Source organism: Pyxidicoccus xibeiensis, assembly GCF_024198175.1.
Lineage (GTDB): Bacteria > Myxococcota > Myxococcia > Myxococcales > Myxococcaceae > Myxococcus > Myxococcus xibeiensis.
Window position 1 is genome coordinate 152694 of record NZ_JAJVKV010000009.1, and the last position, 13802, is coordinate 166495.

General features: G+C 73.1%; 1 protein-coding gene (only partly in view). It reads left to right on the plus strand.

This entire window lies inside a single protein-coding gene on the plus strand: locus LXT23_RS33440, encoding a non-ribosomal peptide synthase/polyketide synthase (protein ID WP_253984442.1). The 53223-nt coding sequence extends 21132 nt beyond the window's left edge and 18289 nt beyond its right edge, so the window shows coding positions 21133-34934 (codon 7045, complete, through codon 11645, partial); the first codon wholly inside the window starts at position 1. The start codon and the stop codon both lie outside this window.

Genomic DNA, 13802 nt, shown 5'->3' on the forward strand with positions numbered 1-13802 from the left:
GCGCCTGGCGTGGCGGTGAGCGCGGACGCGCTGGCGTACGTCATGTTCACCTCGGGAAGCACCGGCCGCCCCAAGGGCGTGTGCGTGCCGCACCGGGGCGTGGTGAGGCTGGTGCAGGGCAGCACCTTCGTGCGCTTCGGGCCGGAGGAAGTCGTCCTCCAACTGGCGCCCGCCGCCTTCGACGCCTCCACGCTGGAGGTGTGGGGCGCGCTGCTGCATGGCGCCCGGCTGGTGCTGGCGCCTCCCGGGCCGCTGGCCCTGGAGGAGCTGGGCGCGCTGCTGGTGCGTGAGCGCGTCAGCACGCTGTGGCTGACGGCGGCCCTCTTCGAGCAGATGGCGCACGCGCAGGGCGAGGCCCTGGCCCGGGTGCGGCAGGTGCTTGCCGGTGGCGACGTGATGCCGGTGCAGCGGGTGCGCGAGCACCTGGCGCGGCTGCCCTCGGGCGCCGTGCTGGTGAATGGCTACGGCCCCACGGAGAACACCACCTTCTCCACCACCCATGCCCTGCGGGCCGGAGACGACGTGGGCCGCTCGGTGCCTATTGGCCGGCCGGTGGCCAACTCCACCGCCTTCGTGCTGGACGCTGGGCTGCAGCCGGTGCCGGCCGGCGTGCCCGGAGAGCTGTACGTGGGCGGCGACGGCCTGGCGTGGGGCTACCTCAACCGCGCGGACCTCACCGCCGAGCGCTTCGTGCCCCACCCCTTCGCCTCCACTCCGGGCGCACGGCTGTACCGCACCGGAGACCAGGTGCGCTGGCTCGCCAACGGCACGCTGGAGTTCCTGGGCCGCAGCGACTTCCAGGTGAAGGTGCGTGGCTTCCGCATCGAGCTGGGCGAAGTCGAGGCGGTGGTGCGCCAGGTGTCCGGCGTGAAGGAGACGGTGGTCGTCGTGCGCGAGGACGTGCCCGGCGACAAGCGGCTGGTGGCGTACGTGGTGCCGGAGACGGCGAACCTGGACACCGAGGCGGTGCGCTCGGCCGTCCAGAAGCAGCTGCCCGAGTACATGGTGCCGTCGGCCTTCGTGTCCCTCACCGCCCTGCCCCTCTCTTCCAACGGCAAGGTCGACCGCAAGGCGCTGCCGGCGCCAGTCTCGTCCCTGCCCGCTGCCGTGGCGCCTGCCGCCCCCGAGCGCATGACGCCCTTCCAGCAGCGGGTCGCGAGCCTCTTCCGCGAGGTGCTCCGCGTGGAGCACGTGGGCCTGCACGATGACTTCTTCCGGCTGGGTGGCCACTCGCTGCTGGCCACGCAGCTCATCTCCCGGCTGCGCTCCACCTTCCAGGTGGAGCTGCCACTCCGTGCCCTCTTCGGCGCGCCCACCGTGGCTCGCGTCACGGAGTTCGTCGAAGAGCAGTTCCTCGTCCGCACCCCGGAGTCGAAGACGCCGCCGCTGCGGCCCGTTCCTCGCGACGGCGCGCTGCCCGTGTCCTTCGCCCAGCAGCGCCTGTGGGTGCTCGACCAGGTGCAGCCCGGGAGCAGCAACTACAACATCATGGCCGCGCTCCGGCTGGAGGGGACGCTGGATGCCGAGGCGCTGCGCCGCGCCCTGGAGCTCCTCGTCGCCCGCCACGAGTCCCTGCGCTCGACGTTCGCGATGAAGGAGGGCCAGCCCATCCAGGTCCTCCACCCGCACGGCGCCTGGACGCTGCCCGTCACCGACCTGGAGGCCACGCCCGCGGAGCGTCGCGAGGCCGAGGCGCTCCGGCTCGCCACCGAGGAGGCGGCGACGCCCTTCGACCTGCGCACCGGCCCGCTGCTGCGCACGCGGCTGCTGCGGCTGGGCGCGGAGCACCACGTCCTGCTGTTCGTCATGCACCACATCGTCTCGGACGGGTGGTCGCTCGGGGTGATGGTCCGCGAGGTGGCGGCGGGCTACGAGGCCTTCGCCTCCGGAAAGACGCCCCTGCTGCCGTCGCTGCCGGTGCAGTACGCGGACTTCGCCGCGTGGCAGCGTCAGTGGCTCCAGGGCGACGTGCTTGCCCGGGAAGTGGACTGGTGGAAGCAGCAGCTCGCCGGGGCGCCGCAGGTCCTGGAGCTGCCCACCGACAAGGCACGGCCCGCCATCCGCACTCCGCGCGGGGCGCTGCTGCCCTTCCACCTCCCACAGGAGCTCGTCTCGCGCCTGCTGTCGCTCGCGCGTCAGGAGGGCACCACGCCGTTCATGGCGCTGCTCGCCGTGTGGCAGGTCCTGCTGTCTCGCTACAGCCGCCAGGGGGAGCTGCTCATCGGCTCGCCCATTGCCGGCCGCCGCCATGGCGAGCTGGAGGGGCTGGTCGGCTTCTTCGTCAACACGCTGGTGCTGCGCGGCCGCGTGCGTCCGGGGGACTCGTTCCGCGCGCTGCTGGCCCAGGTGCGTGAGACCACCCTCGCCGCGTTCGAGCACCAGGATCTGCCCTTCGAGAAGCTCGTCGAGGAGCTGAACGTCGCGCGCGATCTGAGCCGTGGTCCGCTGGTGCAGGTCATCTTCGCCCTGCAGAACACGCCCGCCGAGGAGCTGCGCGCGTCGGGGCTCACCCTGCGCACGCTCGAGGTGGACAACGCCACCGCCCGGTTCGACCTGGGCCTCCTGCTGAGCGAGGCCGCGGACGGGCTGCGCGGCGCCATCGAGTACAGCACCGACCTGTTCGAGGCCCCCACCGTGGCCCGCCTCGCCGGTCACCTGCGCACCCTGCTGGAGGCCGCCGTCTCCACGCCGGACGTGCCGCTGGCCACCCTGCCCCTGCTTCCGCCCGAGGAGCGCCAGCGCGTCCTCGTCGAGTGGAACGACACCGTCCGCCCCTACCCGTCCCACGTCACCATCCCCGAGGCCTTCTCGCGGCATGCCACGCTGCGCCCGGACGCCATCGCGCTCGAGTGCGGTGAGCAGCGTGTCACCTACGGGCAGCTCGACGCGCGGGCCAACCGGCTGGCGCACCTGCTGCGCTCGCACGGCGTGGGCCCGGACACGCGCGTGGCCGTGAGCCTGGAGCGCGGCGTCGAGCTCATCGTCTCGCTGCTGGCCATCCTCAAGGCGGGCGGCGCCTACGTCCCGCTGGACGCGACGTACCCGTCGCAGCGGCTGGCCCTCATGCTGGAGGACGCCCGGCCGAAGCTGCTGCTCACCTCGCGCGCCCTGCGCGGGCTGCTCACCCTGCCGGACGACGCACCGCCGAGCCTCTTCGTGGAGGAGCTGTCCCTGGAGTCCCAGCCCACCACGGCTCCCGTCTCGGGCGCCGGGCCGAGGGATGTCGCGTACGTCATCTTCACTTCGGGCAGCACCGGCCGGCCCAAGGGCGTCGCCGTCGAGCACCGGGGCATCCTGCGCCTCGTCCACAGCGAGCCCTACGCCGGCTACGGCATGCGGGAGACGGGCATCCTGCTGGCACCCATCTCCTTCGACGGCTCGGTGATGGAGATGTGGATTCCGCTGCTGCACGGCAGCCGGCTCGTCATCCTCCCCGCGCAGGTGTCGGCCGGGGACCTGGACGCGCTGGGCCAGGTGGTGCAGCGCCAGGGCGTCACGTTCATCCACCTGCCCGCGGGCCTGTTCGCGCAGCTCGTGGAGCACCGGCCCGACATCCTCGGCGGCGTCCGGGAGATCCACGTCGGCGGCGACATCCTCTCCGCGCCCCACGCCCGCCGCGCGCTGGAGTCGCTGCGCGTCCCCCTCACCAACGGCTACGGCCCCACCGAGGGCTCCGTCGTCGCCACCTGCTTCCGGATGGAGCGGCCCGAAGAGGCGGGGACGTCCATTCCCATCGGCCGGCCCCTGGCCAACACCGAGACGTACGTGCTGGACGGGCAGCTCCAGCCCGTGCCGGCGGGCGTGCCCGGCGAGCTGTTCATCGGCGGCGACGGGCTGGCGCGTGGCTACGTGTCGCGCCCGGACCTCACCGCCGAGCGCTTCGTCCCGCACCCCTTCGCCACCACGCCCGGCGAGCGCCTCTACCGCACCGGTGACCTCGTGCGCTGGCGCGCCGACGGTGCGCTGGAGTTCCTGGGCCGCGCCGACCACCAGGTGAAGGTGCGCGGCTTTCGCATCGAGCTGGCCGAGGTGGAGGCCGCCCTCCGCGCCCTGCCCCCCGTCCATGAGGCGGTGGCCGTGGTCCGCGAGGACGTGCCCGGCGACAAGCGCCTGGTGGCCTACGCCATGGCGCGGGAAGGCCACACCCTCGACGCGAGCATCCTGCGCACGGGGCTCCGCCAGCGGCTGCCCGAGTACATGGTGCCGTCCGTCTTCGTGGTGCTCCCGGCCCTGCCGCTGAACACCAGCGGCAAGGTGGACCGCAAGGCGCTGCCGCGGCCGGACGCCGCGTCCACCGGCCGCCAGGGCCGCTTCGTGGAGCCCGCCAACCCCCTGGAGCAGCAGCTCGCGGCGCTCTACGCCCGGGAGCTGGGCGCCGACCGGGTGGGCGTCCATGACCACCTCTTCGAGGAGCTGGGCGGCACGTCGCTGTCCGTCGTCCGCATCGCCACGCACCTGCGCGAGGAGCTCAAGCGCGAGGTGGCCGTGGTGTGGCTCTTCGAGCACCCCACCGTCCATGACCTCGCCCTCCGCCTGGAGCGCGAGGCGGGCACCGCGGCCCAGGCCGCCGCCCCGGAGCCCGCGCCCGGCCACCGCCCGCGCCCGGCGTCACCGACGCCGTCCAGCTCGGGCGCCATCGCCATCGTCGGCATGGCGGGCCGCTTCCCCGGCGCGCTGACCGTGGCGGACTTCTGGCGCAACCTGCGCGAGGGCGTGGAGTCCATCTCCCGCTTCTCCGTCGATGAGCTGGAGCACATGCCCGGGCTGCCGGACGGCACGGAGCTGTGGCACCACCCGGACTTCGTCGCCGCGGGCGGCGTGATTGACGGCATCGACCGGTTCGACCACGCCTTCTTCGACATGTCCCTGCGCGAGGCGCAGTGGATGGACCCGCAGCAGCGCCTCTTCCTCCAGTGCGCGTGGACGGCGCTCGAGGACGCGGGCATCGACCCCCACCGGTTCCCCGGCGCCATCTCGCTGTACGCGGGCGCGCTGGACTCCGGCTACACGCAGGCGGTGCGCACGACGGTGCCGCTGGATGCCGCGGCCCTCTTCGAGCTGTACGGCACCGCCACGCACGTGAGCCTGGCCACCAAGACGTCCTACAAGCTGGGCCTCACCGGTGAGAGCACGCTCGTCTACACCGCGTGCTCCACGGGCCTGGTGGCCATCCACCTCGCCTGCCAGAACCTGCTGGCGGGCAACTCCGACGTGGCGCTGGCTGGCGCGACGCGCCTCGCCGTGCCGCAGCGCACGGGGTACGTCTGGCAGGAAGGGATGATCTTCTCTCCGGACGGCCACTGCCGCGCCTTCGACGCGAAGGCGCAGGGCACCATCTCCGGCAACGGCGTGGCCTCCGTGGTGCTCAAGCGCCTGGAGGACGCGGAGCGCGACGGCGACTCCATCTACGCCGTCATCCGCGCCACGGCGACCAACAACGACGGCCGCAACAAGTCCGGCTTCACCGCGCCCAGCGTGCAGGGCCAGGCCGCCGTCGTTTCGCAGGCCATGGCCCGGGCCGGCGTGGAGGCGAAGGACATTGCCTACGTGGAGACGCACGGCACCGCGACGCCGCTGGGAGACCCCATCGAGGTGGCGGCGCTCCAGCGCGCGTACGGCCTGGGCGCCGAGCACCGCGGCTCCATTGCCCTGGCCTCGCTGAAGACCAACGTGGGCCACATGGACACGGTGGCCGGCGTCGCGGGCGTCATCAAGGTCGCGCTGTCGCTGCACCACGGAGAGATTCCTCCGAGCCTGCACTTCGAGCGCCCCAACCCGCAGATCGACTTCGATTCCGGCCCCTTCTTCGTCAATACAACCTTGCGGCCGTGGCCGAGGGGCGAGGCGCCGCGACGCGCGGCTGTCAGCTCCTTCGGCATTGGTGGAACCAACGCCCACGCCGTGCTCGAGGAATCCCCCATGTCGCACAGCGGCTCCACCACGCGAACCCACCAGCTCGTCACCCTGTCCGCGCGGACACCGGAGGCACTGGAGGCGGCGTCCCGGCAGCTCGCCTCGCACGCGGAGGCCAGCGCCGCCGACCTGCGCGTGGCCGACGTGGCCTTCACCCACGCGGTGGGCCGCAAGGCCTTCGAGCACCGTCGGGCCGTCGTGGCCACGGACGCCGCGGACCTCGCGAAGCAGCTTCGCAAGCCGTACACGGCGGTGAAGGTGAAGGGCGAGGCGGCGCGTGCGCGTCGCGTGGCCCTCGTCTTCCCGGGCCAGGGTGCCCAGCAGGTGGGCATGGGCCGCGAGCTGTACGCGGGTGAGCCTGTCTTCCGCGGGCACCTGGACGCGTGCCTCGCGCTGCTGGAGGCGCCGCTGCGCGAGCGGGTGCGCAAGCTGCTCCAGGCCGCGCCTGGACAGGACGCGGAGGTGGCCACGCTGCTGGCCGACACGCGCGTGGCGCTGCCCGCGCTGTTCTCCGTGGAGTACTCGCTGGCTCGTACGTGGATGGACTGGGGCCTGAAGGTCCACGCCGTGCTGGGACACAGCTTCGGCGAGTACGCCGCCGCGTGCGTGGCGGGTGCGCTGCCGCTGGAGGATGCGCTGAAGCTGGCGGTGGCGCGCGGTGAGCTGATGCACCGCATGCCCCCGGGGGCCATGCTCGGGGTGGCGCTGTCGGAGTCGCAGGTGCTGCCGCTGCTGTCCGGGCGCCTGGAGATGGCCGCGCTCAACGCGCCGGACCGGTGCGTCGTCGCCGGACCGGTGGACGAGGTGGAGCGGTTCCAGGAGGAGCTGAAGCGCCGGGACATCGGTGCGGTGCGGATGCCCGCGCCGCACGCCTTCCACTCGGCCGACGTGGCGCCGCTGATGCCCGAGCTGGAGCGGGTGGTGGCGTCGCTGCGGCGCTCGGAGCCCGCGCTGCGCTACGCGTCCAGTGTCACCGGGACATGGGCGATGCCGGGCGCGCTGGCGCAGCCGCGCTACTGGGCGGACCAGATGCGGCAGCCCGTGCGCTTCAGCGAGGCGGTGGGTGCCCTGCTGGAGGAAGGCTGCAGCCTGGTGCTGGAGGTGGGCCCGGGGCAGGACCTCACGCCGCTGGTGCGCTCGTGCCTGGGACAGGACCGCGACCGGGTGAAGGCGCTGGCGTCGCTGCGGCGCGGGGGCTCCACGACGGAGCACTCGGGCTTCCTGCAGGCGGTGGGCGAGCTGTGGACGCTGGGAGTCGAGGTGGACTGGTCCGCCTTCTACGCCCACGAGCAGCGGCGGCGGCTGCACCTGCCCACGTACCCGTTCCAGGAGAAGCACTGCTGGGTGGATGCGAAGCCCGCGCAGGCGCAGGTGGCCGCGCCCCCTGCCCCGGCGCTCACGCCCGGTGGCGGGACTCGTGTGGCCCAGGGCAGCATGGTGGTCACGCCCGGCGGACATGCGTCGGCTCCCGTGTTCACGCCGACGCCGGCAGCACAGTCGGGCACCACGGTGGCTCCCACGCCTCCGCCCGCTTCGCCGCCCGTGTTCGCCCAGCCCGTGGTGCCCCCGGCACGCGTGGTCCCGTCTCCGGCCGGGCAGGCCGCGGTGCCTGGCTTCACGCCGCCTGCGGTGATTGCGACCCCGGCACCCGGGTTCACGCCTCCCGCGGTGAGCACGTCGCCCGCGGCCGGGTTCGCGCCTCCTGCGGTGAGTACGTCGCCCGCGGCCGGGTTCGCGCCTCCTGCGGTGAGCACGTCGCCCGCGGCCGGGTTCGCGCCTCCTGCGGTGAGCACGTCGCCCGCGGCCGGGTTCGCGCCTCCTGCTGCGAGCGCTGTACCGATGCCCGGGATCACACCGCCTGCGGTGCTCACGGGCCAGGGGTCCGGGTTCGCTCCGCCTGCGGTGAGCACGGCGTCGGCGCCAGGGTTCACGCCTCCCGGATCGAGTGCAGCCCTGACGCCCGGGCTCACTCCGCCTGCGGCAAGCACAGCTCCCACGGCTGGGTTCACTCCGCCCGCCGCAAGCGCCGTCTCGGCCTCAGTGGTGACGCTCCCAGCAGAGCTCGCGCCCTCATCGCCCGGCTTTACTCCTCCCGTGGCGCTCACAGCCCCCACCTCTGGCCCCGCGCCGCAGTCGGCGCTGCCGCCCGTCCTGGCTTCCTCGACACTTCAGCCTCGGGAGGCTTCCGCTCCCGTTCAGGCCACGGTGGTCTCCGCCCAGCCCGCGCCCGTCGAGCCCGAGTCTGTCGATTCCACTCCGGCAACCCCCGTCCGTGAGGACGCACCGCGCCCTGGAACCGAGGAGCGCGTGGCCGCGCTGTGGCGCGAGCGCCTGGGCCTGGACTTCGTGGGCCGCGACGACAACTTCCTGGAGATCGGCGGCAACTCGCTGATGGCCGCCCAGCTCCTCAACCAGCTCCGCGACACCTTCGGCGTGCAGCTCCCGCTGGCGGCCCTCTTCGAGGCGCCCACGGTGGCCGGCATCGCCGAGCGCCTGGAGCCGCTGCTGGCGCAGGCCGCTCCGGTGGAGCAGACCCGGGAGCTGCCGCTCGTCCCGCTGCCGCGCACCCAGGAGCTGCCGCTGTCCTTCGTCCAGGAGCGCGTGTGGCGCCTGGAGCAGCACCTGCCCGGCCTCTCCGCGTACACCATCCCCTTCGTGCTGCGGCTCGAGGGGTTCGTGGACGTGGACATCCTGCACCGCAGCATCCAGGAGATCGTCCGCCGCCACGAGGCGCTGCGCACCACCTACGACGTCGTGGACGGCCGGCCCGTGCAGCGCTTCCACCCCGAGGTGCACATCCCCCTCGACGTGGTGGAGGTCACCGGCTCCGCCGAGCAGCGCGAGGAGGCGGCCATGCGCATCGCGCGCGAGGACGCCGCTCGGCCCTTCGACCTGGTGAAGGGCCCCATCATGCGGACCACGCTGGTCCGGCTGAGCCCGCAGCTCCACATCCTGGTGGGCACCATCCACCACGTTGTCTGCGACACGCTGTCCATCGTCCTCTTCGTCAACGAGCTGGGACAGCTCTACGGCGCCTTCCGCCAGGGCCGGCCGTCACCCTTGCCCCCGCTGCCCGTGCAGTACGCGGACTTCGGCGCGTGGCAGAAGCGCACCATCGCCGAGCGCCTGCTGCCCGATCAGGAGCAGTGGTGGCGCAACCGGCTGGCCGGCATGCCGCGCCGGCTGGACATGCCCCTGGACCGGCCGCGCCCGGAGCGCTGCCCGCTCACGTCGGTGCGCATGACGGTGGACCTGCCCCCCGCCCTGGCACGCGAGGTGCTGGCCTTCGGCAAGCGTGAGAACTTCACGGCGTACATGACGGTGCTGGCCGCGTGGCAGACGCTGCTGCACCGCTACAGCGGGCGGACGGACATCATCGTCGGCACGCCCATCGCCAACCGCACCCGCCCGGAGCTGCTGCCGCTCATCGGCTACGTGGCCCACTCGGCGGCCTTCCGCACCAGCTTCGCGGGAGACCCGACGTTCCGCGAGCTGCTCGGCCGCGTGAAGCAGGAGGTCTCCGAGGTCCAGGTCCGCCCGGACGTGCCCTTCGAGTATCTCGTGGAGGACCTCATCCCGGGCAAGGACATCGGCCGCGACCGGATGACGGACACCGTCTTCGTCTACCACGCGGTGGGCGCGAGCGGCCCGGCGACGCTGGAGCTGTCCGGTGTCCGTGGCTCGCTGATGGAGATCACCCATGCGCCCGTGCAGTGGGGCGCCACGCTGTCCGAGCTGACGCTCGTGCTGTCCGAGAGCAACGGCCGCATCGTCGGCGCGCTGGAGTACGCCACCGAGCTGTACGACGAGTCCACCGCCCGCCGCATGGTGGAGCACTTGCAGGTCCTGCTGGGTGCCGCCGTCGCCCGGCCCGACGAGCGCGTGTCGCGCCTGCCCCTCGTCACCGAGGCGGAGCGCCGTGCCTGGCCCGCGTCTCGCCCTCCGTCCCATTCCGCCGCCGTCCCCGCGCTGCTGTCCGAGCGCGCTCTCCGGAGCCCGGAGGCCGTGGCCACCGTCCAGGGTGGGCGGTCCTGGTCCTGGGCGGAGCTGTCCGCACAGGCGCGGGGCGTGGCCGCGAGGTTGCGGGCGCTCGGGCTTCGCGCGGGTGCTCCCGTGGCCGTGTGCCTGGAGCCCTCGCCCGCGAAGCTGGCGGTGCTGTGGGGTGTGCTGGAGGCCGGTGGCGCCGCGGTGACGCTCGGCCCCACCGACCTGGGCGCCCTGGCCACCTACGCACCGGAAGGCACCACCACGCCCCTGCTCATCACGTGGCGTGGCGTCACCACCGCGGCCCGCCTCGATGCGGCCCGGGTCCTGTACGTCGATGACCTCTCGAAGTCCTCCACGGGCAATGCGACCCTGGAGGTCCAGTCTCCCGCCCAGGCCGAGTCGCTCGCGTGGCTGCTGCCCGCGGGCGCCGGGAAGCCCGCCTGGACACTGAGCCACTCCGCGCTGGCGGAGCTGTTCGGCCAGCTGGATGTGCGGCTGCGCCCCACCGAGGGTGGCACCTGGCTGGCGGCCGGTGAGTCCTCGACGGAGCGCGCGGAGCTGGAGTCGCTGTGGGCGCTCTCTCGCGGCCTGCGCGTGGTGTTCCCCTCCGAGCAGGTCCGGGCACGGCTGGTGCGCCTGGGCGGCGGTGGCCCGCGCACGCGCGCCATGGAGGTCAGCCTCCTCTACTTCGCCAACGACGAGGACACCCTCACCGGCCCCAAGTACGAGCTGCTGGTGGAGGGCTCGAAGTTCGCGGATGCCCACGGCTTCACGGCGGTGTGGACGCCCGAGCGTCACTTCCACGCCTTCGGCGGCCTGTACCCGCAGCCCGCCGTCGTGGCCGCGGGCCTGGCCACCGTGACGCGCAACCTGCGCCTGCGCTCCGGCAGCGTGGTGCTGCCGCTGCATGACCCGCTGCTCATCGCCGAGCAGTGGTCCGTGGTGGACAACCTCTCCAACGGCCGCGTGGGCCTGTCCGTGGCCACCGGCTGGCACGTGCAGGACTTCACCTTCGCGCCCGCCAACTACGAGGACCGGCGCAACATCCTGCTGCGCAACCTGGAGACGCTGCGCGCCCTCTGGCGCGGAGAGAAGCTGCGGCGTCCGGGCGGCGCCGGCACCACCGTGGAGGTGGGCCTGCGCCCGAAGCCGGTGCAGAAGGAGCTGCCTGTGTGGCTCACCGCCACCTCCAGCCCGGAGACGTTCCGGATGGCGGGTGAGCTGGGCGCGGGGCTGCTGACGGGGCTGCTGGCGCACTCCCTGGAGGAGCTGAAGCCGAAGGTGGCGCTGTACCGCGAGGCGTGGCGCCGCAACGGCCACCCCGGCCGGGGCCACATCACGTGCATGGCGCACACCTTCATCGGGGACGACGAGCAGGAAGTGCTGCGCACCGTGCGCAAGCCGCTGCTGACGTACTTCCGGGGCTCGGCGGACATCATCGCCAGCCTGCTGTCGGCGCAGGGCTACAAGGGCGAGGTCGACAAGCTCTCCGAAGACGACATCAACGCGATGCTGGAGCACTCGTTCGAGAACTTCGCGCTGGCGACGGGGCTCATCGGCACGGTGGAGAGCGGCATGAAGCGCATGCGCGCCATGCGCGACGCCGACGTGGACGAGGTGGCCTGCCTCATCGACTTCGGCGTGGAGACGCAGGTGGTGCTGCAGAGCCTGCGCCGGCTCGCCACGCTGCGCGAGCGGGTGGAGGCCGAGGCGTCCGTCCGTCAGGAGCAGGTGCTGGTGGAGGGTGAGCAGGGCGTGGGTGAGCTGCTGGAGCTGGCGCGCGAGTCTCGCGGCGTCGTCCTCCAGGCCTCCGCGCGGCTGGCCCGTACGCTGCTGGAGCTGCCCACGGCCCGTGAGTCGCTGGGCTCGGTGGGCGCGCTGGTCCTCGAAGGGGCGTCCGCGGAGCTGGCCTCGGCCCTGCACCGGGCCGCGGGGGTGGAGGTGCTGCTCGCGGGTGGCGCCACCGAAGGAGCCCTGCTGCCGAAGTCGCCGGAGGAGCGCGTTCCGTCGGGCCTCCAGGCGTGGGTGCTGGACGAGGCGGGGCTGCCCGTGCCCGAGGGTGTCGTCGGCGAGCTGGCGCTGGAAGGCGCGGGCCTGCCCCGGGGCCTGTGGCGCGCGCCCGAGGAGGAGCGCCGCCGGCTGGTGCCCCATCCGCGCGGAAGTGGCGGCATGCTCTACCGCACGGGCCGGTCGGTCCGGCTGCGCTCGAACGGACTCGTGGAGGCCGTGACTCTCCCCGTGGCGAAGGCCGCCACGCCCGTCGCCCAGGCCCCGAAGGCTCCAAAGGCCCCCGTGGCCCAGGCGCCGCAGCCGGCCGCCATGCCGGGTTCGCCGCCGCCAATTCCTCGCGCGCCGAGGGACCGCCCGCTGCCGCTGTCCTTCGCGCAGCAGCGGCTCTGGTACCTCCAGCAGCTGGAGCCGACGAGCTCGGCCTACAACAACCCGGCCAGCTTCCGGCTGGTGGGGCCGCTGAACATCCCCGCGCTCCAGGCCTCGCTGGACGAGCTGGTGCGCCGTCACGAGGTGCTGCGCTCCACGTACTTCCTCGCGGACGACGGCAACGCCATGCAGCGCATCGATGCGGACGTGCGCCTGCCGATGCCGCTCGAGGACGTCCCCGGCGCCACGCCCGCGGAGCGTGATGCCGCGATGGTGCGCCTGTGCCTGGAGCACGCCGCCCTGCCCTTCGACCTGGAGAAGGGGCCGGTGGTACGCGCGAAGCTCCTGCGCCTGGGCGCCGAGGAGCACGTCCTCAGCCTCATCCTCCACCACGCCGTCTCCGACGCGTGGTGCAACATGGTGCTCGCGCGCGAGCTGACCCTCCTCTACGCGAGCTTCGGGGCGGGCATGCCTTCGCCGCTGCCCGAGCTGCCCGTGCAGTACGCGGACTTCGCGGTGTGGCAGCGCCAGTACCTGGAGGGCGCGGTGCTGGAGGAGCAGCTGCGCTGGTGGAAGGACCAGCTCTCCGGCGTGCAGGCGCTGGAGCTGCCCACGGACCGGCCGCGCCCCGCGGTGCAGTCGTACGCGGGCGACCTCTACCGCTTCGAGTGGCCGAAGGAGCTGGTGGAGCCGCTGCTGGCACTGGGCCGCCGTGAGGGGGCCACGCCCTTCATGGTGATGATGGCGCTCTACCAGCTCCTGCTGGGCCGGTACTCGGGCCAGGAGGACTTCGCGATTGGCACGCCCATCGCCGGCCGCACCCGGCCCGAGGTGGAGGGACTCATCGGCTGCTTCCTCAACACGCTGGCCTTCCGCTCGCGGCTCGGCGGCGCCCCCACGTTCCGGGAGCTGCTGGCGCGGGTGAAGCAGCAGGCCCTGGGCGCCTATACGCGCCAGGACGCGCCCTTCGAGCGCCTGATGGAGCTCATCCAGGTGCCTCGCGACCTGAGCCGCACGCCGGTCTTCCAGGTCAGCCTCAACGTGCTCAACACGCCGGAGGTCGAGGTCTCCGCGCAGACGCTCAAGCTCAGCTCGGTGGACATGAGCATGGGCACCGCCAAGTTCGACCTGGGCCTGGAGGTCTGGGAGCACCGCGCGGGGATGACGGTCCGCTTCGAGTACGCCACCAGCCTCTTCGACCGCTCCACCGTCGAGCGCCTGGCCGAGCACCTCACCGGGCTGGCCCGCGCCGTCGTGGCCTCGCCCGACCTGCCGACGCCGCTGCTGCCCCTGCTCACGGACGTCGAGCGGAGCCAGGTGCTGGTGGAGTGGAACGCCACCGCGTCGGACTACCCGCGCGAGGCGACCATCCACGCGCTCTTCGAGCAGCAGGTCGCGCTGCGCCCGGACGCCATCGCGCTGGAGTTCGGTGAGCAGCGCCTCACGTATGCGCAGCTCGAGGTGCGCGCCAACCAGCTCGCCAACCTGCTGCGCCTCCATGACGTACGGCCCGATGTGCTGGT